Annotated in this window: 20 protein-coding genes and 1 pseudogene; 3 read left to right on the top strand and 18 right to left on the bottom strand. The window is 71.0% G+C overall.

The genetic code is table 11. From position 1 onward, the window contains the following. Window positions 1-270 precede the first annotated feature (270 nt). From D3105_RS03195 to D3105_RS03130, 14 genes are all read right to left on the bottom strand, one after another. Window positions 271-1,800 carry a PH domain-containing protein gene (locus tag D3105_RS03195; protein WP_118899779.1) on the bottom strand — a complete coding sequence of 510 codons (1,530 nt, stop codon included), beginning with the start codon at window positions 1,798-1,800 and terminating at the stop codon, window positions 271-273. Next, on the bottom strand, window positions 1,797-2,306 hold the full coding sequence (locus tag D3105_RS03190) for a PH domain-containing protein (protein ID WP_118899777.1): 510 nt from the start codon (window positions 2,304-2,306) through the stop codon (window positions 1,797-1,799). The genes D3105_RS03195 and D3105_RS03190 overlap by 4 nt, the downstream gene beginning before the upstream one ends. A 4-nt stretch (window positions 2,307-2,310) precedes the next feature. Continuing rightward, entirely contained in the window at window positions 2,311-3,969 is a 1,659-nt protein-coding gene (pgi, locus tag D3105_RS03185; protein ID WP_118899775.1) for a glucose-6-phosphate isomerase, read from the bottom strand. 182 nt (window positions 3,970-4,151) lie between these two features. Beyond that, complete coding sequence (locus D3105_RS03180; protein WP_006123681.1) at window positions 4,152-4,487, bottom strand: RNA polymerase-binding protein RbpA; 336 nt, start codon at window positions 4,485-4,487, stop codon at window positions 4,152-4,154. 111 nt (window positions 4,488-4,598) lie between these two features. Next, the gene (gene secG, locus D3105_RS03175; RefSeq protein WP_010061274.1) at window positions 4,599-4,832 is read right to left on the bottom strand and encodes a preprotein translocase subunit SecG; all 234 of its coding nucleotides are present in this window, start codon (window positions 4,830-4,832) and stop codon (window positions 4,599-4,601) included. A 116-nt stretch (window positions 4,833-4,948) separates the two neighbouring features. Then, complete coding sequence (tpiA, locus tag D3105_RS03170; RefSeq protein ID WP_118899773.1) at window positions 4,949-5,725, bottom strand: triose-phosphate isomerase; 777 nt, start codon at window positions 5,723-5,725, stop codon at window positions 4,949-4,951. Between the two features lie 6 nt (window positions 5,726-5,731). Beyond that, the gene (locus D3105_RS03165) at window positions 5,732-6,943 is read right to left on the bottom strand and encodes a phosphoglycerate kinase (RefSeq protein WP_118899771.1); all 1,212 of its coding nucleotides are present in this window, start codon (window positions 6,941-6,943) and stop codon (window positions 5,732-5,734) included. A gap of 178 nt (window positions 6,944-7,121) precedes the next feature. Further along, on the bottom strand, window positions 7,122-8,132 hold the full coding sequence (gene gap / locus D3105_RS03160; RefSeq protein ID WP_006123685.1) for a type I glyceraldehyde-3-phosphate dehydrogenase: 1,011 nt from the start codon (window positions 8,130-8,132) through the stop codon (window positions 7,122-7,124). 262 nt (window positions 8,133-8,394) lie between these two features. Beyond that, on the bottom strand, window positions 8,395-9,384 hold the full coding sequence (whiA, locus tag D3105_RS03155; RefSeq protein ID WP_006123686.1) for a DNA-binding protein WhiA: 990 nt from the start codon (window positions 9,382-9,384) through the stop codon (window positions 8,395-8,397). After that, the gene (locus D3105_RS03150; RefSeq protein ID WP_079137715.1) at window positions 9,375-10,409 is read right to left on the bottom strand and encodes a gluconeogenesis factor YvcK family protein; all 1,035 of its coding nucleotides are present in this window, start codon (window positions 10,407-10,409) and stop codon (window positions 9,375-9,377) included. The genes whiA and D3105_RS03150 overlap by 10 nt, the downstream gene beginning before the upstream one ends. Next, window positions 10,406-11,374, bottom strand: coding sequence for an RNase adapter RapZ (rapZ, locus tag D3105_RS03145; protein WP_073776414.1), 969 nt, complete (start codon window positions 11,372-11,374; stop codon window positions 10,406-10,408). Before rapZ ends, D3105_RS03150 begins: the two co-directional genes overlap by 4 nt. Then, window positions 11,371-13,449, bottom strand: coding sequence for an excinuclease ABC subunit UvrC (uvrC, locus tag D3105_RS03140; protein WP_118899769.1), 2,079 nt, complete (start codon window positions 13,447-13,449; stop codon window positions 11,371-11,373). Before uvrC ends, rapZ begins: the two co-directional genes overlap by 4 nt. 108 nt (window positions 13,450-13,557) lie before the next feature. Further along, window positions 13,558-14,502, bottom strand: a complete 945-nt coding sequence (locus D3105_RS03135; protein WP_118899767.1) for a hypothetical protein — start codon at window positions 14,500-14,502, stop codon at window positions 13,558-13,560. Window positions 14,503-14,506: 4 nt separating this feature from the next. Beyond that, the gene (locus tag D3105_RS03130) at window positions 14,507-15,133 is read right to left on the bottom strand and encodes a papain-like cysteine protease family protein (protein WP_118899815.1); all 627 of its coding nucleotides are present in this window, start codon (window positions 15,131-15,133) and stop codon (window positions 14,507-14,509) included. Window positions 15,134-15,361: 228 nt separating this feature from the next. On the opposite strand from D3105_RS03130, the gene D3105_RS03125 reads away from it, so the two are divergent. Further along, on the top strand, window positions 15,362-16,288 hold the full coding sequence (locus tag D3105_RS03125) for a hypothetical protein (protein ID WP_118899765.1): 927 nt from the start codon (window positions 15,362-15,364) through the stop codon (window positions 16,286-16,288). Between the two features lie 62 nt (window positions 16,289-16,350). On the opposite strand, the gene D3105_RS03120 is transcribed toward D3105_RS03125, so the two are convergent. Together D3105_RS03120 and uvrA are read right to left on the bottom strand one after the other, a co-directional pair. Next, a complete protein-coding gene (locus D3105_RS03120; RefSeq protein WP_118899762.1) occupies window positions 16,351-16,779 on the bottom strand; it encodes a Rieske (2Fe-2S) protein in 429 nt (142 codons plus the stop codon). A gap of 238 nt (window positions 16,780-17,017) precedes the next feature. Then, window positions 17,018-20,059 (bottom strand): excinuclease ABC subunit UvrA, encoded by a 3,042-nt coding sequence (gene uvrA / locus D3105_RS03115; RefSeq protein ID WP_118899760.1) that lies wholly within the window; start codon window positions 20,057-20,059, stop codon window positions 17,018-17,020. 175 nt (window positions 20,060-20,234) lie between these two features. On the opposite strand from uvrA, the gene D3105_RS03110 reads away from it, so the two are divergent. Both D3105_RS03110 and D3105_RS03105 read left to right on the top strand, forming a co-directional pair. Further along, window positions 20,235-20,924 carry a maleylpyruvate isomerase family mycothiol-dependent enzyme gene (locus D3105_RS03110; protein WP_118899757.1) on the top strand — a complete coding sequence of 230 codons (690 nt, stop codon included), beginning with the start codon at window positions 20,235-20,237 and terminating at the stop codon, window positions 20,922-20,924. Between the two features lie 10 nt (window positions 20,925-20,934). After that, window positions 20,935-21,591, top strand: coding sequence for an MBL fold metallo-hydrolase (locus D3105_RS03105; protein WP_097878035.1), 657 nt, complete (start codon window positions 20,935-20,937; stop codon window positions 21,589-21,591). Window positions 21,592-21,743: 152 nt separating this feature from the next. Here the strand turns inward: D3105_RS03105 and D3105_RS03100 are convergent, their stop codons facing one another. Further along, window positions 21,744-22,778, bottom strand: a complete 1,035-nt coding sequence (locus D3105_RS03100) for a TerC family protein (protein ID WP_118899755.1) — start codon at window positions 22,776-22,778, stop codon at window positions 21,744-21,746. 242 nt (window positions 22,779-23,020) lie between these two features. Next, window positions 23,021-24,178, bottom strand: a pseudogene (locus D3105_RS03095) (TerD family protein); the annotation flags it as partial.

Here is a 24,178-nt window from a genome sequence, read left to right as displayed (position 1 = left end):
CGCGAGGGCTTCCAGGCGTCTCGGCTCCCGCCGGGCGGCTGTCGTACGGGCGAGGTCGAGGGCCGTGCCGGCGCGGGCGCAGATGTAGTCGATGTCCCGGCGGGTGGCGGCGTCGAGGTCGGGGAGGAGTTCCCGGAAGCGCCGCCTGGTGCCCCTCAGGTAGATCCCGATGCGTCGAGTTCCTCGCGTCGGCGGACCGTGAAGGTGCGGACGGCAGCGGTCAGGACAGGCCGGGCACGGTGCCGAACACCCGCGAGTTTTCCGGCCGTTCTACGGGCGGGGGCGCCCGGGTTCCCCGGCGCGTTCCAGGAAGGGCTCCAGCAGCCCCGGGACCGCCTCGGCGGCGAAGGTCAGGCCCTCGGACGCGTCGGTGTCGTACGCCGTGTACGCGCCGCCTCCGGCGGCCGTGGTGGCCGTGACGCTCAACAGGCCCGCCCGGCGTTGGAACACCGACTGCTTGACCGTCCAGCCGATCACCCCGGCTCGTTCCAGGGCCGCCGTGGAGCGGCGGACCGTACCGGAGCGGGTGATCAGATACCGGCCGGAGAGCGCGTGCCCGAGGCCCCGGTACGCGTCCAGGGCGAGCACCACCGCCACGGGGACGGCCACCACGGCGCAGCCGAGCGCGATCCACAGCAGCACGGGCGTGAGCAGCGCCCCGAGGAGGGCCAGGACCAGGACCGGGCCGAGGGCCGCGGCGAGCGACCAGCGCAGTCGGCGGCCCCGGGCGGCGCGGGGGTGCGGGGTGAGCGGCGCGCCGGTCGGGGTGTCCGCCTCGCGCAGGACGTCGGCGGCGACGGTGTCGGCCCGGTTCCGGGGTGCGACCGGGAGCAGGGTGTTGTGGTCGGCGTTCCTGGCCTCGTGATCCTTGGCCAGGCCGGTGGTGATGGCGTCGAGGCGGGCCGCGCCGAGCAGCCGGACGCCCAGCGGCTCGACCAGGTCGACACCGCGCAGCCGGGCCTCCTCGACGGAGATCGACCGGGAGGTGAACAGCCCGCGCCGGACCCGCAGCGTGCCGCCCGGTTCGCGCTCCAGGCGGTAGTTCCACCACATCTCGATCCAGAGGCCGAGCGCCCCGACGACGCCCGCGACCAGGGCGGCCAGGACCAGGGCGATGATCGTCCAGAGCAGCGGGGTGTCCCGGAAACGGTCGCCGACCCACTCGATGACCTGGCCCTGCGCCCCGACCCACTCGCTGACCTGCATCACGGCCCCGGCGGCGGCCCCGCCGAGCATGGGGGCGACGAAGGAGACCGGGGCGTAACGGATCCAGCGGGGGTCCAGGACGGCCAGTTCGCCCTCGTGGCGAACGCCGTCGGCCGGTGCGGTGGCGGCGCGGTCCAGGAGGAGGCGGCGCAGCCGTTCGCCCTCGGCGCGGGTGACCGGATCCAGTTCGAGGGTGGACTCGGAGCCCTGTTCGCCGGTGCCGATCCTGACGGTGACCAGGCCGAGGAGCCGGAGCATCGGGTTGGCGGTGAGGTCGACCGTACGGATGCGGTCGCGGGCCAGGGAGCGGCGTTTGACGAGGAGGAGGCCGGTGTGGAGGTCGACCTGCTCCCGGCCGATCCGGTAACGGGTGCGGTGCCAGCGGACCCGGTCGGCGCCCGCCGCGACCCCGATGACCAGGACGGCTCCGGCGAGCACCTGGAGCACGGCGACGGGGAGGCTGAACCAGCGGGTGAGCCCGAGTGTGACGGGGACGGCGGCGCCCGCGACGACCCCCGCCACGACGAGTGCGGTGACCACGACCGTACGGGGGTCGAGGCGGCGCCAGTCGGCGGGCGGGGCGACGGTGCTCATGTGGCGTCGCCGGGGGTGTCGCGGGTGATCCGGGTGAGCCGCTCGGCCAGGTCGGCGGCGACCTCGTGGTCCAGGCCCTCGATGCGGACGGCGCCCTTGGCGGAGGCGGTGGTGACCGTGACGGTGGCGAGCCGGAAGAGCTGCTCCAGTGGGCCCCGTACGGTGTCCACGGTCTGGATCCGGGACATCGGGGCGATCCGCCACTCCTGCCGGAAGAAGCCGGTGAGGACGTACACCGCGTCCTCGGTGACCTCCCAGCGGTGCGTGCGGAACCACCACAGGGGGAAGAGGACGGCGGTCGCGGTGCCCGCCGCGGCCAGGACCGCGGCGGGCAGCAGCAGCCAGAAACGGGCCGGCTCGATCAGCGCGCCCAGCACCGCGAGCGGTACGACGGGCACGGCGGTCATCAGCAGCCACTGGGCCCGCCACCAGCCGACGGCGCGCTCGTTCAGCGTGTTGCGCGGCGGCCGCAGCCGGACCGTCTCCCCCTCCTCCCCCTGTGGCATCGGCTCAGCGCCCGCGCAGGGTGCGGTAGGCGTCGACCAGGGCGGCGGTGGAGCTGTCGAGCTGCCCGGCGTCCGCGCCCCCGTCACCGGTCAGCAGCGGTTCGATCTTCTTGGCGAGGACCTTGCCGAGCTCGACACCCCACTGGTCGAAGGAGTCGATGTTCCAGATGGCGCCCTGGACGAAGACCTTGTGCTCGTACAGCGCGATGAGCTGGCCGAGGACCGAGGGGGTCAGCTTGTCGGCGAGGATCGTCGTCGTGGGGTGGTTGCCCCGGAACGTCTTGTGCGGGACCAGCTCCTCGGGCACGCCTTCGGCCCGGACCTCCTCGGGCGTCTTGCCGAAGGCGAGGGCCTGGGTCTGGGCGAAGAAGTTGGCCATCAGCAGGTCGTGCTGGGCGATGAGGCCGGGCAGCAGGTCGTGGACCGGGGCGGCGAAGCCGATGAAGTCCGCCGGGATCAGCTTGGTGCCCTGGTGGATCAGCTGGTAGTAGGCGTGCTGCCCGTTGGTGCCGGGTGTGCCCCAGACGACCGGGCCGGTCTGCCAGTCGACGCGGTCGCCCTCGCGGTCCACGGACTTGCCGTTGGACTCCATGTCCAGCTGCTGGAGATACGCGGTGAACTTGGACAGGTAGTGGCTGTAGGGCAGCACCGCGTGCGACTGGGCGTCGAAGAAGTTGCCGTACCAGACGCCGAGGAGGCCCAGCAGGAGCGGGGCGTTCTCCTCGGCGGGGGCGGTGCGGAAGTGCTCGTCGACGAGGTGGAAACCCTCCAGCATCTCGCGGAAGCGGTCCGGGCCGATGGCGACCATCAGCGAGAGGCCGATCGCCGAGTCGTAGCTGTAGCGGCCGCCGACCCAGTCCCAGAACTCGAACATGTTCGCCGTGTCGATGCCGAACTCTTCGACCTTCTCGGCGTTGGTCGACAGCGCCACGAAGTGCTTCGCGACGGCGTCCTGACCGGCCCTCAGCTCGGTCAGCAGCCAGTCCCGGGCGGAGGTGGCGTTGGTGATGGTCTCGATCGTCGTGAATGTCTTGGAGGCGATGACGAACAGCGTCTCGGCCGGGTCGAGGTCGCGGACGGCCTCGTGGAGGTCCGCGCCGTCGACGTTCGAGACGAAGCGGAGGGTGAGGTCGCGGTCCGTGAAGGAGCGCAGCACCTCGTAGGCCATGGCGGGGCCGAGGTCGGAGCCGCCGATGCCGATGTTGACGATGTTCTTGACGGGCTTGCCGGTGTGGCCGGTCCACTGCCCGGAGCGGACCTTGTCCGCGAAGTCGGCCATCTTGTCCAGAACGGCGTGCACCGCCGGTACGACGTTCTCGCCGTCGACCTCGATGACGGCCTCGCGCGGGGCGCGCAGCGCGGTGTGCAGGACCGCCCGGTCCTCGGTGGTGTTGATCTTCTCGCCGCGGAACATCGCGTCCCGCAGCTCCGCGACCCCGGTGGCGGCGGCCAGCTCGCGCAGCAGGCGCAGCGTCTCGTCGGTGACCAGGTGCTTGGAGTAGTCGAGGTGGAGGTCGCCGACCCGCAGGGTGTAGGCGGTGCCTCGGTCAGGCTGCCGCGCGAACAGCTCGCGCAGCTGGGGTGCGCCGAGCTCCTCACGGTGCTTGGCGAGGGCCGTCCACTCGGGCGTCTGGTTGAGCTTGGTTCGGCTTGCTGCGTTCATCCGGGATATCAGCCCACTTCTCACTCGTCATCAGCATCCCCGCTGCCCCTCCAACCTAATTGATCGAGGAGGCCGACGGCGTGGAGGAGGAGGGTGGCGCGGGAACGCGATACGGCCGGACACCCGTGGGGTGTCCGGCCGGTGAACGACTGGGGTTTCCGTGGAGCTGTGCGGGGAGGGGATCAGATCTCACCGCGGAGTTTGGCCAGTGCCTCGGCGAGGATCGCCTCGCCGTCCTCGTCGCTGCGCCGCTCGCGCACGTACGCCAGATGCGTCTTGTACGGCTCGGTGCGGGGCGGGTCGGGCGGGCTGTCCTTGTCCTGGCCGGCCGGGAAGCCGCAGCGCGGGCAGTCCCAGGTGTCCGGCACCTGCGCGTCATGGGCGAAGCTCGGCTGCGTCTCGTGCCCGTTCGAGCACCAGAAGGAGATGCGGGCGCGCGGCGCGGACTCGCCGCGCTCGGCCTCCCCCATCGGCCCCGCTCCGACCCGGCTTCCCCGGATCGCGTTGCCACTTGCCACGGTCGTAACTCCCTGCGTGATGGTGCTCGAAGGATGCCTCAGTCTACGTAAGGCCCAACGTGCGTCCAGTGGAAGGAGTTACACCGTTACCGGAATCGCGGAACGGGTCATTCAGTCGAGCTTGATGAGCAGACCGAGGACGACGATGCACGCGAACCAGACCAGACCGACCACCACCGTGATCCGGTCGAGGTTACGCTCGGCGACCGAGGAGCCACCGACGGAGGACTGCATTCCGCCACCGAACATGTCGGACAGGCCGCCGCCCTTGCCCTTGTGCATGAGCACCAGCAGCATCAGCAGCAGGCTGAAGACGATCAGGGCGATCTGGAACGCCAGAATCACGGCTGGTCCCTACTTTCCGGATTTCTCGAATACTGCCTGTACGTACAGCGGGGGCCGGAGGGTGACCACCCCCTTCGGCCCCCGCAAGGGTACGACGGATCGGCGCTACCGCATACTCACTGGTCGCGGAAGCGGACGATCTTGACGAACTCGTCGGCGTCCAGCGCTGCGCCGCCGATGAGGGCGCCGTCCACGTCGGGCTGCGCCATGATGGCGGCGACGTTGCCGGACTTGACGGAGCCGCCGTACTGGATGCGGACGGCGTCGGCCAGCTCCTGCGAGTACAGCTCGGCCAGCCGGCGACGAATCGCGCCGCAGACCTCCTGGGCGTCCTCGGGGGTGGCGACCTCGCCGGTCCCGATGGCCCAGACCGGCTCGTAGGCGATGACGATGGTCTCGGCCTGCTCGGCCGGGATGTCCTTCAGGGCGCCGTCGAGCTGCGCGAGGGTGTAGGAGACCTGGTCACCGGCCTTGCGGATGTCCAGGCCCTCGCCGACGCAGAGGATCGGGGTCAGGCCGTTCTTGAAGGCGGCCTTCACCTTGGCGTTGCAGACCTCGTCGCTCTCGCCGTGGTACTGGCGGCGCTCGCTGTGGCCGACGGCCACGTAGGTGCAGCGCAGCTTGGCGAGCATGGGGCCGGAGATCTCACCGGTGTACGCGCCGGAGTCGTGCGCCGAGATGTCCTGGGCACCGTACTTGATCTTCAGCTTGTCGCCGTCGACCAGGGTCTGCACGGAGCGCAGGTCGGTGAAGGGAGGGAGGACGGCGACCTCGACGTCCTCGTAGTCCTTGTCGGCCAGGGCGAAGGAGAGCTTCTGGACGTGGGCGATGGCCTCAAGGTGGTTGAGGTTCATCTTCCAGTTGCCCGCCATCAGCGGGGTGCGGGTGGTCATGAAAGGTCAGTCCTCCAGTGCGGCGAGCCCGGGAAGCGTCTTGCCCTCGAGGTATTCGAGGCTCGCGCCGCCACCGGTCGAAATATGTCCGAAAGCATTCTCGTCGAAGCCCAGGATGCGGACGGCGGCGGCGGAGTCGCCACCGCCGACGACGCTGAAGGCCGGGGAGTCGACGAGCGCCTGGGCGACCGCGCGGGTGCCGTCGGCGAAGTCGGGGTGCTCGAAGACGCCCATCGGGCCGTTCCAGAAGACGGTGGCCGCGTCGGCGAGCTTCGATGCGTAGAGCTTGTTGGTCTCGGGCCCGTTGTCCAGCCCCATCTGGCCGGCCGGCATGGCGTCGGCGGCGACGGTGGTGGGGTGGGCCGGGGCCTTCGTCTTGAGGTCGGGGAAGGCGGGGGCGACGACGACGTCGATGGGGAGGACGAACTCCACGCCCTTCTCCTCGGCCCGTCGCAGGTACTCCTGCACGGCGGGGATCTGGTCCTCCTGGAGCAGCGAGCTGCCGACCTCGTAGCCCTTGGCCTTGAGGAAGGTGTACGCCATGCCGCCGCCGATGAGGATGCGGTCGGCCCGCTCCAGCAGGTGGTCGATCACGCCGAGCTTGTCGGAGACCTTGGCGCCGCCGAGGACCACCGCGTACGGGCGCTGGACGTCGGTGGTGAGCTTCTTCAGGACGCCGACCTCGGTGGCGATGAGGTAGCCCGCGTAGTGCGGCAGCCGGGCCGGGAGGTCGAAGACCGAGGCGTGCTTGCGGTGGACGGCACCGAAGCCGTCGCCCACGTATGCGTCGGCGAGCTCGGCCAGCTGGTCGGCGAAGGCGCCGCGCTCGGCGTCGTCCTTGGAGGTCTCGCCGGGGTTGAAGCGGAGGTTCTCGATGACGGCGACCTGGCCGTCGGCGAGGCCGGCGACCGTGGAACGGGCGGACTCGCCGACCGTGTCGGTGGCGAAGGCGACGTCGGCGCCGAGGAGTTCACCCAGGCGGGCGGCGGCGGGCGCCAGCGAGAAGGCCGGGTCCGGGGCGCCCTTGGGGCGGCCGAGGTGCGAGGCGACGACGACACGCGCGCCGGCCTCGGCGAGCTTGGCGACCGTCGGGAGGACGGCGCGGATACGGCCGTCGTCGGTGATCGTGGTGCCGTCGAGCGGCACATTGAGGTCGGCGCGGACGAATACCCGCTTGCCCGCGACCCCTTCGGCGAGAAGTTCGTCGATCGTCTTCATCTGTTCCGTTTACTCCTTGGAAGGACCGATGAGCATGCTAGGCCGTGTCGACAGACTGCCGTCGCCCGGTCTCCGGCCGGGCGACGGCAGTCTGTCGACACGGCCTAGGGGCTCGACCGGCGCGTCGTTGCGCCGGTCGAGCCCCTAGCTCACATCGATGTGCCTGCCGACCCGAGGATCAGAGCTGTTCGCCGACGAAGACCGTGAGGTCGACGAGGCGGTTGGAGTAGCCCCACTCGTTGTCGTACCAGCCGAGGATCTTCACCGAGTTCCCCTCCTGGACCATGGTCAGGGAGGAGTCGAAGGTGCAGGACGACGGGTCGCCGACGATGTCCGAGGAGACGATCGGGTCCTCGGTGTACGTCAGGAAGCCCTTGAGGGCGCCGTCGTCGGAGGCCTTCTTGAACGCGGCGTTGACCTCGTCCTTGGTGACCTCGCGCTGGAGGGTGACGACCAGGTCGGTGGCGGATCCGGTCGGGACCGGGACGCGCATCGCGATGCCGTCGAGCTTGCCCTTGAGCTGCGGGAGGACCAGGGCGGTGGCCTTCGCGGCACCGGTGGTGGTCGGGATGATGTTCTCGGCGGCGGCGCGGGCGCGGCGCAGGTCCGAGTGCGGGAAGTCCAGGATCCGCTGGTCGTTGGTGTACGCGTGGACCGTCGTCATCAGGCCCTTGACGATGCCGAAGTTCTCGTCGAGGACCTTGGCCATCGGCGCCACACAGTTGGTGGTGCAGGAGGCGTTGGAGATGACGTTGTGCTTGGCCGCGTCGTACTGGTCCTGGTTGACGCCCATCACGATGGTGATGTCCTCGTCCTTGGCCGGAGCCGAGATGAGGACCTTCTTGGCGCCGCCCGCGATGTGCTTCTCGGCGTCGGCCTTCTTGGTGAAGATGCCGGTCGACTCGATGACGATGTCGACCCCCAGCTCACCCCAGGGGATGTCGGCCGGGTTGCGCTCGGAGAGCACCTTGATGGTGTGACCATCGACGGTGATGGTGTCGGCGGTGTGGCTGACCTCTGCCTTGAGGCGGCCCAGGATGGTGTCGTACTTCAGCAGGTGTGCCGTGGTCGCAGTGTCACCCAGGTCGTTGACAGCCACGATCTCGATGTCCGCACCCTGCTCGAGCAGCGCGCGGAAGTAGTTGCGACCGATGCGGCCGAAGCCGTTGATGCCTACGCGGATCGTCACGAACCGATCTCCTCGTTAGGTACGCCGGTTTTCGACGCCGGCGAGTTGTATAGGGATGTCCCCGACCGCTTCCGACCCTACCTCTCCGAGGGCCGGGGAGTGACATCGAGAGGACCCCTATGCGCCACCGGAAACGGCCGGAGGCCCGTACTCGCCAGTAGGAGTACGGACCTCCGTTTCGCCTGCCGGGACGTGGGTCCCGGTGGGTTCGGGACCGAGGTCCCGGTGGGGTCGGGACCAACGTCCCACGCCCGCGGCCGAGTCAGCCGACCAGGCCGTCGGCGAGCTCCTCGCTGAGGGTCGCCTCGGTCCCCGGGATGCCCAGGTCCTGGGCCCGCTTGTCGGCCATCGCGAGCAGCCGGCGGATCCGGCCGGCGACCGCGTCCTTGGTCAGCGGCGGGTCGGCGAGCGCGCCCAGCTCCTCCAGGGAGGCCTGCTTGTGCTCCATGCGCAGCCGTCCCGCGGCGGCGAGGTGCTCGGGGACCTCCTCGCCGAGGATCTCCAGCGCGCGCCCCACCCGGGCCCCGGCGGCGACGGCGGCGCGGGCCGAGCGGCGCAGGTTCGCGTCGTCGAAGTTGGCGAGCCGGTTGGCCGTGGCGCGGACCTCGCGCCGCATCCGCCGCTCCTCCCAGGCGAGCACCGCGTCATGGGCGCCGAGCCGGGTCAGCAGGGCGCCGATCGCGTCGCCGTCGCGGACGACGACGCGGTCCACGCCGCGCACCTCGCGGGCCTTGGCGGCGATGGAGAGCCGGCGGGCCGCGCCGACCAGGGCGAGGGCCGCCTCCGGGCCCGGGCAGGTGACCTCCAGGGAGGAGGAGCGGCCGGGCTCGGTGAGCGAGCCGTGGGCGAGGAAGGCGCCACGCCAGGCCGCCTCGGCGTCGCAGGTGGCCCCCGAGACCACCTGCGGGGGCAGCCCGCGAATCGGCCGGCCGCGGCCGTCGACCAGACCGGTCTGGCGGGCCAGCTGGTCGCCGCCCGCCACCACGCGTACGACATAGCGCGAGCCGCGCCGCAATCCGCCGGGGGCCATCACGATCAGCTCCGAGCTGTGCCCGAAGATCTCCAGGATGTCGCGCTTGAGGCGGCGGGCGGCATTGCCTGTGTCCAGCTCCGCCTCGATCACAATGCGGCCGCTCACCAGGTGCAGCCCGCCCGCGAACCGAAGAATCGCCGAGACCTCTGCCTTCCTGCAGCAGGTCCGGGTGACGGGAAGATGAGAGATTTCGTTCTTCACCGCTGGCGTCATCGCCATGGGCCGATCCTTCCATGCATCCGAAAAATACGGTCGTACGCGGCGGCCAACAGCTCCTGATCATGGACCGGAACGCCGTCGGGCGATGCCACCGGCGCCAGCTCGACCGCGGCTCCGAGCCGCTGGGCGGCGTCGGCGAGGGACTCACGGTCGGGCACGGCGGCCTCATCGGCCAGCACCACGTCCAAGGCGAGTTTAGGGGCGTGTCGCCCCAAAACCTCCAAATGACGCTGCGGTGAGAAGCCTTCTGTTTCACCGGGCTGGGGCGCGAGGTTCAGCGAGAGGACCTTGCGGGCCTTCGTGGTGACCAGCGCGTCGAGCAGCTCCGGCACGAGCAGGTGCGGGATCACCGAGGAGAACCAGGAGCCGGGGCCGAGGACCACCCAGTCGGCGTCCAGGACCGCCGCGACGGCCTCCGGGACGGCCGGCGGGTCGGGCGGGACCACGTGCACGGACTGCACCTCGCCGGGCGTGAGCGCCACCGTGGCCTGGCCGCGCACGGTGACGATCGCGTCGGGCAGGTCGGGGTCGTGGCCCTTGACCAGCGCCTGGAGCTCCAGCGGGACGGCCGACATGGGCAGCACCCGGCCGTGCGCACCGAGCAGCTTGCCGACCAGGTCGAGCGCCTGGACGTGGTCGCCGAGCTGCTCCCAGAGGGCGACGATCAGCAGATTGCCGACGGCGTGCTCGTGGAGGTCGCCCTTGGACTCGAACCGGTGCTGGATGACTCGGGACCAGGTGCGGCCCCAGTCGTCGTCGCCGCACAGCGCGGCGAGCGCCTTGCGGAGGTCGCCGGGCGGCAGCACGCCCAGCTCCTCGCGCAGCCGGCCGCTGGAGCCGCCGTCGTCGGCGACGGTGACCACGGCCGTGAGGTCGCCGGTGATCCGGCGCAGCGCCGTCAGGGACGCCGAGAGACCCATGCCGCCGCCGAGCGCGACGACCTTGGGCTGAGCACCGCGCTTGCGGCCCGAGAGCGCCGATGTGGCGCGGCTCAGGCGCCGCATCCGCAGATTGCGTCCGGTCACTCTCGCCCCATGTCGCGGTGCACGAGGACGGTCTCGATGCCTTCGGCGGCGAGGCGGGCGGAGAGCTTCTCGGACATGGCGACGGAGCGGTGCTTGCCGCCGGTGCAGCCCACGGCGATGGTCACGTACCGCTTGCCCTCGCGGCGGTAGCCCGCGGCGATCAGCTGGAGCAGCTCGGTGTACTGGTTGAGGAACTCCTTGGCGCCCGGCTGGTCGAAGACGTAGTCGGACACCTCCTCGTTGACGCCGGTGAAGGGGCGCAGCTCGGGGACCCAGTGCGGGTTGGGGAGGAAGCGGCAGTCGACGACCAGGTCGGCGTCGACGGGCAGGCCGTACTTGTAGCCGAAGGACATCACCGTCGCCCGCAGCTCCGGCTCCGACTCGCCCGCGAACTGGGCGTCCATCTTGGCCCGCAGCTCGTGCACGTTGAGGCTGGAGGTGTCGATGACCAGGTCGGCGTCGCCGCGCAGCTCGCGCAGCAGGTCGCGCTCGGCCGCGATGCCGTCGACGATGCGCCCGTCGCCCTGGAGGGGGTGCGGGCGGCGGACGGACTCGAAGCGGCGCACGAGGGCGTCGTCGGAGGACTCCAGGAAGACGATCCGCCGGGTGACGTGCTTGGCCTCCAGGTCCGCGAGGGATTCGCGGAGGTTGTCGAAGAAGCGCCGGCCGCGTACGTCGACGACGACGGCGATCCGGGCCACGTTGCCCTGGGAGCGGGCGCCGAGCTCGACCATGGTGGGGATCAGCGCGGGCGGCAGGTTGTCGACGACGAACCAGCCGAGGTCCTCCAGACACTTGGCGGCGGTGCTGCGGCCGGCGCCCGACATCCCGGAGATGATCACCAGCTCGGGGATGGCCGCGTCACCCGTCTCGTTCGGGGTGTTCGTACTCACGTCTGCTGCTCCGTCTGCTCGGTGTGCTCGGTCTGCGGTGTGCTGTGCGGTCTCGTGGCTGTTCTCGGTCATGAGCTGCCCCCGTCGTCCTCTTCAATGATCTCTCCTGTGGCCGTGTTCACGGCAGGTGCCGCGGGAGCGGTCGAGGCGAGGGCGGCGGCCACCGATTCCGCCGTCCTTCGCCCTATCCCGGGGACCTCGCAGATCTCGTCGATTGTCGCTTGCCGGAGCTTCTTCACCGAGCCGAAATGCTTGATCAGTGCCTGCTTCCGCGTCTCGCCGAGGCCGGACACGTCGTCGAGGGGGCTGGTGCGGATGCGCTTGGCGCGTTTGGCCCGCTGGTAGGTGATGGCGAAGCGGTGCGCCTCGTCCCGGACGCGCTGGAGGAGGTAGAGGCCCTCGCTGGAGCGGGGCAGGACCACGGGATCGTCGTCGTCGGGGAGCCAGACCTCTTCGAGGCGCTTGGCGAGTCCGCAGACGGCGATGTCGTCGATGCCCAGCTCGTCCAGGGCGCGCTTGGCGGCGGCGACCTGGGGCTGCCCGCCGTCGACGACGACGAGCTGCGGCGGGTAGGCGAACCGCTTGGGGCGGCCGTCGTCCTCCCGGGGCTCTTCACGGGCGTCGGCGGGGGACTCGCCGTCCCCGGCGGCCGGGGCGAGGACGGGGCTGCTCGCGGGGACGGGGCCGGTGGCGGCGGGTCCGTCGGCCGGGGTGTCCGTCGGCTGCTCCTCCCACTCGCCCGTGCGCTCCTTCTCCTGGAGGTAGCGTTTGAAGCGGCGGCCGATCACCTCGTGCATCGAGCGGACGTCGTCCTGGCCCTCGAAGCCCTTGATCTGGAAGCGGCGGTACTCGCTCTTGCGGGCGAGGCCGTCCTCGAAGACCACCATGGAGGCCACCACGTCGTCGCCCTGGAGGTGGGAGATGTCGTAGCACTCGATACGCAGCGGGGCGGTGTCGAGGCCCAGCGCCTCGGCGATCTCCTCCAGGGCGCGGGAGCGGGTGGTCAGGTCGGAGGCGCGCTTGGTCTTGTGCAGCCCGAGGGCCTGCTGGGCGTTGCGCTGGACCGTGGCCATGAGGTCCTTCTTGTCGCCGCGCTGCGGGATGCGCAGGCTGACCTGGGAGCCCCGGCGCTCGGCGAGCCACTGGGAGACCGCTTCGGTGTCCTCGGGCAGGGCGGGGACCAGGACCTCCTTGGGGACGGCGTCGCCGCGCTCCTCCCCGTACAGCTGCTGGAGGGCGTGCTCGACGAGGCCGGAGGTGTCGACCGCCTCGACCTTGTCGGTGACCCAGCCGCGCTGGCCGCGCACCCGGCCGCCGCGTACGTGGAAGATCTGGAGGGCGGCCTCCAGCTCGTCCTCGGCGACGGCGATCAGGTCGGCGTCGGTGGCGTCGGCCAGGACGACGGCGCTCTTCTCCATGGCCCGCTTGAGGGCCTCGGCGTCGTCGCGGAGGCGGGCGGCCCGCTCGTACTCCATCTCCTCGGCCGCCTGCATCATGTCCTTCTCCAGGCGGCGGATGTAGGCGCCGGTGCGCCCGGCCATGAAGTCGCAGAAGTCCTCGGCCAGATCCCGGTGTTCCTCGGGGGTGACCCGTCCGACGCAGGGGGCGGAGCACTTGCCGATGTAGCCCAGCAGACAGGGGCGGCCGGTGCGCGCGGCGTTCTTGAAGACCCCGGCGGAGCAGGTGCGGACGGGGAAGACGCGGAGCATCAGGTCGACCGTCTCGCGGATCGCCCAGGCGTGGCCGTACGGACCGAAGTAGCGCACGCCCTTCTTCTTGGCGCCGCGCATCACCTGGACGCGGGGGAACTCCTCGTTGAGCGTGACCGCGAGATAGGGATAGCTCTTGTCGTCCCGGTACTTGACGTTGAACCGGGGGTCGAACTCCTTGATCCAGGAATACTCCAGCTGGAGCGCCTCGACCTCGGTGGAGACGACCGTCCACTCGACGGATGCGGCGGTGGTGACCATCGTGCGCGTGCGCGGGTGGAGGCCCGCCAGGTCCTGGAAGTAGTTGGCCACGCGCTGGCGCAGGTTCTTGGCCTTCCCGACGTAGATCACCCGGCGGTGCTCGTCGCGGAACTTGTAGACCCCCGGGGAGTCGGGGATCTGTCCCGGCTTGGGGCGGTAGCTGGAGGGGTCTGCCATGTCTCACACCCTACTTGCGGGCAGTGACAGTGCGTCGTCCTCGGGTGGTGCCGCGCTCCGGGGTGCCGTGGGGTGTTCCGCACCCCGGAGCGCGGGCCGGTGGGCCGCTCAGGCGTCCGTGGCCGGGGATCGCCCGGTACGGCTCCGGCGGCGCAGCGCGGCCGCCCCGCACAGGGCCAGGGCGAGCAGCGCCCCGGCCCCGGCGGTGGTGGAGACCGCGGTCAGGGCCGTGTCGGGGCGCTGGGCCGCGCCCGCCGGTGCGGGGCCTCCGGCGCGGTCCCGGGCGGCCTGGTCCGCAGCCGGGCCCGAGTCGGGGCCGGGGGCAGGCGCGGGTCCGGTGGCGGGTCCGCCGGCCGCGTCGGGGCCGTAGCCGCCGGCCTTGCCGGAGCGGGCGTATCCGGAGCCGGGCAGCTTGTCGCCGTACGCCTCCTTCACCCGGGTCCGGTAGGCGTCGAGCGTGGTGCCCTTCGCTCCGACGGCCGTCTTCGCGTCCTGGTCGAGCGGGAGCACCCGGGAGCCGTCGTGGACGTACCAGGCGTCGATCTGCGGTTCGCGGAAGACGGTGCCGCCGGGGAGCGCGCGGGCCCCCCGGGCGACGTAGCGGGCCTCGTCGTCGCCGGTGGCGATGTTCACCACCCGCCAGTCACTGCCGCCCGCCCCGGGGAGGGTCCACAGAGATGCCTTCTGGCCGTCGGAGGAGACGGCGGTGCTGGCGAGGTAGTCCAGGGTGCTCGGGGCTGCCCCGGCCTTCCCGGCGACGAAGGCGGCCGAGAGCGTGCGCACGGGCACGGCCTCGCCCTCGATCCTCGGTGCGCTCGCCTTCCTGCTCACCGCGCCCTCCCGGGCGAAGAACCGGGACAGGGTGTCCAGGGTCGCCGGCTCGGTCGCCGCCTCGTGGGCGGCTTCGAGGGTCGACGCGGTCAGCTTCGGCGGGGCCGCGCGGCCGTCGTCGGCGAGGGCGGGAGCGGCGGCGGTGAACAGGGCGGCACCGGTGAGGGCGGTGGCGACGGCGATGCGCCGAGTGGTGGCCGCGTTACGGGTGGTGGAGTTCATGTCCTCACGCCCCGATCCGGTAGAGCGAATGGGTCCAGGAGAACTCGTTGTTGTTCACGTACCAGGCGTGCGAGGCCCAGTTGTAGCGGTCACTGGAGGGCCAGGGGTCGCCCCAGTAGACCCAGCTGTTGGCGTCGTCGTACCCGTAGATGACGTGCATGTGGCCGCCGCCGGACGACCACTGGATCCGGGTCTCGATGGGGCGCTGGGCGGATATCTCGGCCTGCACGGTCGGGTAGCGCAGCCAGCCGGTGACGTAACTGCCGGGCCTGACGCCGGCCCAGGACAGGCCGGTCTGGACATTGCCCAGGGTGGCCTGCGAGTTGGGGCACTGGGTGTTCTGGTTGCGGTTGAAGGCAGCGTTGCAGAACTGGTTCTGGGAGTAGCCGCGGCCGAACCAGGCGGCGATGGTGTTGCCGCCGGCCGCCCAGCACCAGTTGCTCTGCTGCTGCGCCTGCATGGTGATGTTGAGCCGCTGGGCGGCGGCGACGGAGGAGCCGGTCGTGGCCGGGGGCTGGGCGGCGGTGGCGGTGGCCGCGGGGACGGCGAGGAGGGCGGCGGCCAGAAGGGCGGTGAACGAGAACCTTCCGGACCTCAGGGGCCGTCTGGGGCTGACTTTTCGGTTGCGCATGGCGTTCCTCCCGAAACGGGGGTGGGGATCGGAGGAGCGCGTCCGGACGCTGACGAAGAGCATCCGGCGTTGTCCGGAGCAGGTCAACACGCTTCAATGCGAGGTGACATCACGGTGTGAACGGCACGGCGTCCGTGTGAACGGCACCGCCCCGGTCACCTGCTCCCCCGCATCCCCCGGGGGCCGGTGTCGCCACTCCCCACGTGAACGTTCACCGGAGGCCCGCCCATGCGGCAGACCGAGACCGAACTGGCGCAGGTTCTGCGGACCGGGCCGTTCCATCTGGCGTTGCGCACGGCCCTGTCGGTGCGCGGGCTGCCGCTGCAGCGGGTGCAGCACCATCTGGCGCACCGGGGCGTCAAGCTGGGGGTTACCAGCCTCAGTTACTGGCAGCAGGGGGTTCGCCGCCCTCGGCGGGCCGAGTCGCTGCGGGCCGTGCGTGCGCTGGAGGAGGTGCTCGCGCTGCCGGACGGCTCGCTGCTGCGGCTGCTGCGCGACGGCGACGCCCCGGGCGAGGGCGACCGCCCGGCGGGGCGGTCGTACCGGTCGCTGATGGAGGCGTCGGGCTCGGTGGAGCGGCTCCTCGCGGCGATGGAGTCACCCGTGGACGGCGGGCTGCACACGGTGGGCCACCAGGAGCGGGTACGGATCGGGGCGCGCCGGGAGCTGGCGGGCCGCACCTCCCGCCATGTGGTGCGCGCACACCGGGACGGCGTGGACCGCTATCTCGCGGTGCACCGGGGCGACCCCGGCTGTGACCCGTCGCGGATCGCGGTGCGGGCCCTGGAGAACTGCCGGACTGGCCGGGTCCGCTGGGACGGGGAGGCGGGGGTGCTGGTGGCGGAGCTGCTGTTCGACACCCGGCTGCGGTCCGGCGAGACATATCTCTTCGGGTACGGCTTCGACGACGGTACGGGTGGGGCGAGCGGCGAGTACGTACGCGGCTTCACCTTCGGGGGCGGCCAGTACGTGCTCCAGGTCGGCTTCGACGAGGCGGCGCTCCCGGTGCGGTGCCGCCGGTTCGCCCAGGCGTCGGCGGGGGCGGCGCGCGGGGCCCGCGGGGACCTCACACTGACCGGCCGGCACCGGACCGTGCACCTGGTGGAGGAGGGCGTACGGCCGGGGCTGATCGGGATCGACTGGGACTGGGAGTGAGGGGCCGGGCGGTGGGCGCCCCGGGCCGGTGAGCCGGCGGGCGGCCGTCCGGAGTTCGTGGTTCAGGCGTCGGGGCCCGCGACGAGCTTTCCGCCCTCGGTGGTGAGGGGGACGGCGGGGAGCGGCACGGTGGCCGGGCCCTCGATGACCTCGCCGGTGGTCGTGTCGAAGCGGCTGCCGTGGCAGGGGCAGTGGCCCTCGGTGCCCTCGATCTTGGTCAGGACGCAGCCGCCGTGGGTGCACTGGGCGCTGAACGCCTTGTACTCGCCCTTGGCCGGGCAGCTCACGACGAGGCGCGCTTCCCGGTAGAGCTTGGCGCCGCCGACCGGCACCTCGGAGGCCGCACCGAGGGCGACGGGGGCGGTCGGCGTGGGGTTCTTGGCGTGCCCGAGCTTGGACTCGGTCGAGCAGGCGGCCGCTCCCAGACCGGCGGCACCGGCGAGCGCGGCGCCCTTCAGCACGGTACGGCGGGCGGCGGGCAGGCCGGGCATGCGGACTCCACGGGGTGTCGTTCGGGGCGGATCGCGGTGGATCACCTCGGTCGGGGTCGCCGGAAGGGCGCGGAGCAACGATGGCGGCCGCGTGTGCCGGTGACAGAACCGACGATACCGGCGAGGAACGGGAGCCTTGCGGGCGGGCCGGTCGAGACGGGACGAGGGGGGCCGCTTACGCCGATGGCGGCGGCCCCCCTCGTCCTGCGGGGGCCGCCGCCATCGGTGAGCCCGGGGCTCAGGCCTTGCGGGCCCGGGTCGTCTTCTTGGCGGTGGCAGCCTTCGTGCCGGTCGCCGTGGCCTTCGCCTTGGTGGCCGTGGCCTTCTTGGCGGCTGCCGTCTTCTTTGTGGCTGCCGTCTTCTTCGCCGGGACGGCCTTGCGGGCGGCCGTCTTGCGGGGTGCCCCGCCCGAGGGCACCGCGGCCTCGGCGATCCGGTCCGCGTCCAGGATGCCCTGGAGGAACTTTCCGGTGTGGCTGGCGGGCACCGAGGCGACCTGCTCCGGTGTTCCCTCGGCGACGACCAGTCCACCGCCGTTGCCGCCCTCGGGGCCCATGTCGACCACCCAGTCGGCGGTCTTGATGACATCGAGGTTGTGCTCGATGACGATCACCGAGTTGCCCTTGTCCACCAGGCCCGAAAGCACCGTGATCAGCTTGCTGATGTCCTCGAAGTGCAGACCGGTGGTCGGCTCGTCCAGGACGTAGACCGTGCGGCCGGTGGAGCGCTTCTGGAGCTCGCTCGCCAGCTTGACGCGCTGCGCCTCACCGCCGGAGAGGGTCGGCGCGGACTGGCCGAGCCGGACATAGCCGAGGCCCACGTCGTTGAGGGTGCGCAGATGGCGGGCGATCGCCGGGACGGCCTCGAAGAACTCCAGGCCCTCCTCGATCGGCATGTCCAGCACCTCGGCGATGGACTTGCCCTTGTAGTGGACCTCCAGGGTCTCCCGGTTGTAGCGCGCACCGTGGCAGACCTCGCACGGGACGTACACGTCGGGAAGGAAGTTCATCTCGATCTTGATGGTGCCGTCGCCGGAGCAGTTCTCGCAGCGGCCGCCCTTGACGTTGAAGGAGAAGCGGCCCGGCAGATAGCCGCGCACCTTCGCCTCCATCGTCTCGGCGAACAGCTTGCGGACGTGGTCGAAGACTCCGGTGTACGTCGCCGGGTTGGACCGGGGGGTCCGGCCGATCGGCGACTGGTCGACGTGGACCACCTTGTCGACCAGCTCGTCCCCGTCGACCCGGGTGTGGCGGCCCGGCACCGACTTGGCACCGTTCAGCTCGCGGGCCAGGTGGGTGTAGAGGATGTCGTTGACCAGGGTCGACTTCCCGGACCCGGAGACGCCGGTGACGGCGGTGAGGACGCCGAGCGGGAAGGAGACGTCGATGTCCTGGAGGTTGTTCTCCCGGGCGCCGTGCACGGTGAGGCTGCGGGCCGGGTCGACCGGGCGGCGGATGTCCGGGGTCGGGATGGACCGCTTGCCGGACAGATACTGGCCGGTGATCGAGGCCTTGTTCCCCAGCAGCTCCTTGAGCGAGCCGGAGTGGACGACCTTGCCGCCGTGCTCACCGGCGCCGGGGCCGATGTCCACGACCCAGTCGGCGACCTTGATGGTGTCCTCGTCGTGCTCGACGACGATGAGCGTGTTGCCCATGTCGCGCAGCCGGACCAGGGTCTCGATGAGCCGGTGGTTGTCGCGCTGGTGCAGGCCGATGGACGGCTCGTCCAGGACGTACAGCACGCCGACCAGGCCGGAGCCGATCTGGGTGGCCAGCCGGATGCGCTGGGCCTCGCCACCGGACAGGGTTCCGGCCGCGCGGTTCAGCGACAGATAGTCGAGGCCGACGTCGACGAGGAACTTCAGCCGCTCATTGACCTCCTTGAGCACCCGCTCGGCGATCTTCTTGTCACGGGCGTTCAGTTTGAGGCGGCCGAGGAACTCGGCGCACTCGCTGATCGACATCGCGGCGACCTCGGCGATGGACTTCTCCATCACCGTCACCGCGAGGACGATCGGCTTGAGCCGGGTGCCCTCACAGGTCGGGCAGGGCACCTCGCGCATGTAGCCCTCGAAGCGCTCCCGGCTGGAGTCGCTCTCGGCCTCGGTGTGGCGCCGCTTGACGAACTGCACCGCGCCCTCGAAGGCGGGGGTGGTGTAGGCGCGCTCGCGCCCGTAACGGTTGCGGTAGCGGACCTCGGTCTGGATCTTGTGGCCGAAGAGCAGGGCCTTCCTGGCCCGCTGCGGCAGCCCGGCCCAGGGGATGTCCGTACGGAAGCCGAGGGCCTCGGAGAGCGCGCCGATCAGACGGCCGAAGTACTCCTTGGTGTGGCCGTGGGACCAGGGGTGGATGGCTCCCTCGTCCAGGGACTTCTCCTCGTCCGGGACGATCAGCTCCGGGTCGACCTCCATGCGCGTGCCGATGCCGGTGCAGTCGGGGCAGGCGCCGAAGGGTGAGTTGAAGGAGAAGGAGCGCGGCTCCAGCTCCTCGAAGGAGAGGTCGTCGTACGGGCAGTAGAGGTGCTCGGAATACATCCGCTCGCGCTCGGGGTCGTCCTCGGGGAGGTCGACGAAGTCAAGCACGACCATGCCGCCGGAGAGGCCGAGCGCGGTCTCGACCGAGTCGGTCAGCCGGCGCTTGGCGCTGTCCTTGACGGTGAGGCGGTCGACGACCACCTCGATGGTGTGCTTCTCCTGCTTCTTGAGCGTGGGCGGCTCGGCGAGCTGGATGGTCTCGCCGTCGACCCGGGCGCGGCTGTAGCCCTTGGTCTGGAGGTCGGCGAAGAGGTCGACGAACTCGCCCTTGCGCTCGCGCACCAGCGGCGAGAGGACCTGGAAGCGGCTGCCCTCGGGCAGACCCAGGACCTTGTCGACGATGGCCTGCGGCGACTGGCGGGAGATGGGCCGGTGGCACTCGGGGCAGTGCGGCTTGCCGATCCTGGCGAAGAGCAGCCGGAGGTAGTCGTAGACCTCGGTGATGGTGCCGACCGTCGAGCGCGGGTTGCGCGAGGTCGACTTCTGGTCGATGGAGACGGCCGGGGACAGACCTTCGATGAAGTCGACGTCCGGCTTATCCATCTGGCCGAGGAACTGCCGGGCGTACGAGGAGAGGGACTCCACGTAGCGGCGCTGCCCCTCGGCGAAGATCGTGTCGAACGCGAGGGACGACTTGCCCGACCCGGAGAGCCCGGTGAAGACGATGAGGGAGTCGCGGGGCAGGTCGAGCGAGACGTTCTTCAGGTTGTGCTCGCGCGCGCCACGGACGATGAGACGGTCGGCCACGCCGGTCCGCACCTTTCTAGAGAGAAGCGGGGGAACTGAGCCCCTCTCCCAGGGTATGGGGGGCGCCACAGCGGTGTCAGAGGCTTTCGACTCCGAGCGTATAGCACGCACATTCGATTTACGGCCGCCCTTCCCCTCCTTCACCCGAATGAGTGGCAGGGCTAGGCTCGGCCGCATGATTGATCATGCGCACGACCTGGGAGCTGTACGCGAAGCGACCGAACGGCTGCTCGACGCAGTCGGCAAACTGGACAACGCCGCTGTCGCCGAGCCGTCACGGCTGCCCGGATGGAGTCGGGGCCATGTCCTGACCCACCTGTCACGTAACGCCGACGCGATCGGAAATGTTCTCCGGGGCCTCCCGATGTACGCGAGCAGCGAAACCCGCGACGCCGACATCGCCGACGGCGCCCCCCGCCCGGTCGCCGACCAGCTGGCCGACCTGCGGGAGACCGCGGACGCCCTCCAGGCGGTCTCCGCCGAACCGGCCGACTGGTCCCGTACGGTCGCCCTGCGCAACGGGGTGACGGACTCGGCGGCCCGGGTCCCCTTCCGGCGCTGGGTCGAGGTGGAGCTGCACCACGTCGACCTGGACATCGGCTACGAGCTGGAGGACCTGCCCGCCGAGTTCGTGGAGCGGGAGATCGCCTTTCTCGCCGATCGCTTCCTGGGCAACGAGGCCGTGCCCGCCACCGGGCTGACCGACCTCGACGGCCGCACCTGGAGCACCGGCGGCGGCCCGCCGGGCGATCTGGTGACGGTGCAGGGGCCCGCCGTGGAGCTGCTGGGCTGGCTCTGCGGGCGCCGTGACGGCTCCGCCCTGACCGTGGCCGGAGGCCCGTTGCCCACGCTGCCCCCGCTATAGGCTGAGCCGCATGACGTACAGCGGAGCGGTGAAGGTCGGCGGACCGGCGAGCGTGCACGAACTGACGGACCTGATGATCTCCAAGGTCGCCGTCGGCGCGATGAACAACAACGCGTATCTGCTGCGCTGCCGGGCCACCGGCGAGCAGCTGCTGATCGACGCGGCCGCCGAGCCGGAGACCCTGCTCGCGCTGATCGGTGACGACGGGATCGCCTCCGTCGTCACCACTCACCAGCACGGGGACCACTGGCAGGCACTGGCGCAGGTGGTCGGGGCGACGGGCGCCCGGACGTTCGCGGGCCGCTACGACGCCGAGGGCATCCCGGTGCCGACCGACGTCCTGGTCGAGGACGGCGACACGATCACCGTCGGCCGGGTCGAGCTGACCGCCCGCCATCTGGTCGGCCACACCCCGGGCTCCATCGCCCTGGTCTACGACGACCCGCACGGCGCCCCGCATCTGTTCACCGGGGACTGCCTCTTCCCCGGCGGGGTCGGGAACACGCACCAGGACCCCGAGGCGTTCGCGAGCCTGCTGAACGACGTCGAGACGAAGCTGTTCGACCGGCTGCCCGACGAGACGTGGGTCTACCCGGGCCACGGGCACGACACGACGCTGGGCGCCGAGCGCCCCCAGCTGCCCGAGTGGCGCGCCCGCGGCTGGTAGCCCGCACGCCCCCACCTGCGACGCACCCGCACCTCCCGCGTAGCGCCTTCCACGGGACGCACGCGAAAGCGGCCGGGGTGGACGGCTTCCGCCGTTTCCACCCCGGCCGCTGCCGGTGTGTCCCGGTGCCGCCCGGGGCGGCACCGGGTCAGCTAGCTGAGGGTCTTGCTCTCCTCGTCGGCCGGGCCGGCGGTCTCGGCCTTCGCGGCCACCTCCGCCTTCGCGGCCTCCTCCGCCTCGGCCGCCGCCTGCTTCTTGCTGGCGATGAGACTGGTGATCGTGGTGATCACCAGGACGCCGCAGATGACGGAGAGCGAGAACGGGATGGTGATCTCGGGCGTGTGCACGCCGTTCTCGTGCAGGGCGTGCAGCACCAGCTTGACGCCGATGAAGCCGAGGATCACCGACAGGCCGTAGCTGAGGTGGACCAGCTTCTTCAGCAGACCGCCGATGAGGAAGTACAGCTGGCGCAGGCCCATCAGCGCGAACGCGTTGGCCGTGAAGACGATGTACGGGTCCTGGGTCAGGCCGAAGATCGCCGGGATCGAGTCCAGCGCGAACAGCACGTCGGTCATACCGATGGCGAGCATGACCACCATCAGCGGGGTCAGGATGCGCTTGCCGTTCTTCTGGATGAAGAGCTTCGTGCCGTGGTACTGGTCGGCGACGCCGAAGCGCTGCTCGATCTTCTTGAGGAGACGGTTCTCCTCGAACTCCTCTTCCTCCTCGCCGGCCCGGGCCTCCTGGATGAGCTTCCAGGCGGTGTAGATCAGGAACGCGCCGAAGATGTAGAACACCCAGGAGAAGTTCGCGATCACGGCGGCGCCGGCGGCGATGAAGATCGCGCGGAGCACCAGGGCGATGAGCACACCGATGAGCAGCACGCGCTGCTGCAGGTGCGAGGGCACCGAGAACTTCGCCATGATCAGGACGAAGACGAAGAGGTTGTCGACGCTCAGCGACTTCTCGGTGATGAATCCGGCGAAGAACTCGCCGGAGGCCTGGCTCTCGCCGGCGACCATGAGGCCGAGTCCGAAGAGGATGGCCAGGGCGATCCAGACGACTGTCCAGATCCCGGCTTCCTTGGTCGACACGTCATGGGGCTTGCGCCCGATGAAGAAGTCGACGGCGATGAGGGCCGACAGACCAACGATGGTCAGGGCCCATACGGTCCATGAAACGTCCACTGCGCCTCCGGCAGTTCGCTACGGCTACTGAATCAGCGTCGTCGCTGCCGGAGGTCTCTTCCATCCCTGCACGTGGTGCGCGCCTGGACCGACGCCCCGGGACCGATTGCGGTCCGTATTGACGGGCACGTCGCGTAAGGAGTACTCCCCTCCGTTCCCCGAACAGTACAGGCATCACCAAGGGTAGGTAAAGAAAAGGGTAAAGAAGTCGTCAAATCCGCAGGTCAGAGACTTACGCTCTGTCAGCGGCCGGCGGCTCTGCGGGCCGCTGCCACCGCCGTGAGCACCTGCTCCAGGACCTGGCTGCCCGGCGGAATCGTCAGCGGCTCGTACGTCCAGGCGTGCCCGACCCAGGGGTCGGCAAGGTGGCTGTCGGCGACCGGGGTGATCCGCAGCAGCGAACGCCACAGCGGATCGAGGACCGGCCCGTACGCACTGGCCTCCTCCCGGTCCGCGACCATCAGGAGGTGCACCCCGACCGCGGGGCCCTCGTCGGCGAGGTAACGGAGCTGGGTGACGGCCCGGTCGTCGAAGCCGTGCGGGAAGTCGTTGACCACCAGGAGCTGTTCGCCGGTGTCCAGGTCGGGCGGGAGCGAGTCGGCCGCCCGGGCCCGCACCGCCATCTGCACGAGGTCCACCCGCCGGGTGAGGTGGGCGAGGACCGAGGCCACTCCCCCGGGTCCGGCGGCGGGCGGTCCGGCGAGGACGCCCGCCTCGACCAGCGGTGCCAGCGGACCGGCCGCCGAACCCGCCGGATCGATGACGTGTACCGCGAACTCTCCGGGCGGATAGACCGCGAGCAGCCGCGCCGCGTGCGCGACCGCGGTCTCCATGGCCAGCCGGCGCAGCCGGTCCGTGTCCATCAGGGCGGCCGCCTCGGACGCCGTCCGCCCGCTGTCCACCCACATCCCGCGCTCCAGCGGCAGCCGGACGAGCAGCGGGATGCGCAGGTCGGTTCGCTCGGGCAGATGGAGATCGCCGATGCGCAGGGCCATCGGTATCTCCATGGGGATCCGGTGGGCGTGCCAGACGGGGTTGCCCCAGCCCGCGTACGCCGCCGGGAGCGCGGGCTCGACGACGGCGGCCTCGGCGGCCAGCTGGGCCAGATCGCGGTCGAGGGCCTCTCGGGCCCGGGACGCCAGCTCGTCGCGCTTGGCACGGGCCGCCTCGCGGGCGCGGTCGCCCGCACCGCCGATCCGGTGGCGCGGGTCGGACAGGGCACGGTCGAGCTCCTGGTCCATCCGGGACTCGGCGAAGTCGACGGCGCTGCGGTAGGCGGCGACGGCGCGGGCCAGGTCCTCGAACATGCCCCAGATCTGGTTGTAGAGGCGCTCGTCCATCGACCAGCCGGTGGCGTCGCCCGCGACCGGCTGAGCGGGCTGTCCGGGCTGGGCGGGGGG

Source organism: Streptomyces globisporus, from assembly GCF_003501885.1.
GTDB lineage: Bacteria > Actinomycetota > Actinomycetes > Streptomycetales > Streptomycetaceae > Streptomyces > Streptomyces globisporus_D.
The sequence above is the reverse complement of the archived record's forward strand: the minus strand, read 5'-3'. Positions and strand labels throughout refer to the sequence as shown.

Coding starts and splice junctions, on each gene's coding strand:
- D3105_RS03195 (WP_118899779.1), bottom strand. CDS start 1,800: ATGAGCACCGTCGCCCCGCCCGCCGACTGGCGCCGCCTCGACCCCCGT.
- D3105_RS03190 (WP_118899777.1), bottom strand. CDS start 2,306: ATGCCACAGGGGGAGGAGGGGGAGACGGTCCGGCTGCGGCCGCCGCGC.
- pgi (WP_118899775.1), bottom strand. CDS start 3,969: ATGAACGCAGCAAGCCGAACCAAGCTCAACCAGACGCCCGAGTGGACG.
- tpiA (WP_118899773.1), bottom strand. CDS start 5,725: ATGACCACCCGCACCCCGCTGATGGCGGGCAACTGGAAGATGAACCTC.
- D3105_RS03165 (WP_118899771.1), bottom strand. CDS start 6,943: ATGAAGACGATCGACGAACTTCTCGCCGAAGGGGTCGCGGGCAAGCGG.
- whiA (WP_006123686.1), bottom strand. CDS start 9,384: ATGGCGATGACGCCAGCGGTGAAGAACGAAATCTCTCATCTTCCCGTC.
- rapZ (WP_073776414.1), bottom strand. CDS start 11,374: ATGACCGAGAACAGCCACGAGACCGCACAGCACACCGCAGACCGAGCA.
- uvrC (WP_118899769.1), bottom strand. CDS start 13,449: ATGGCAGACCCCTCCAGCTACCGCCCCAAGCCGGGACAGATCCCCGAC.
- D3105_RS03135 (WP_118899767.1), bottom strand. CDS start 14,502: ATGAACTCCACCACCCGTAACGCGGCCACCACTCGGCGCATCGCCGTC.
- D3105_RS03130 (WP_118899815.1), bottom strand. CDS start 15,133: ATGCGCAACCGAAAAGTCAGCCCCAGACGGCCCCTGAGGTCCGGAAGG.
- D3105_RS03125 (WP_118899765.1), top strand. CDS start 15,362: ATGCGGCAGACCGAGACCGAACTGGCGCAGGTTCTGCGGACCGGGCCG.
- D3105_RS03120 (WP_118899762.1), bottom strand. CDS start 16,779: ATGCCCGGCCTGCCCGCCGCCCGCCGTACCGTGCTGAAGGGCGCCGCG.
- D3105_RS03110 (WP_118899757.1), top strand. CDS start 20,235: ATGATTGATCATGCGCACGACCTGGGAGCTGTACGCGAAGCGACCGAA.
- D3105_RS03105 (WP_097878035.1), top strand. CDS start 20,935: ATGACGTACAGCGGAGCGGTGAAGGTCGGCGGACCGGCGAGCGTGCAC.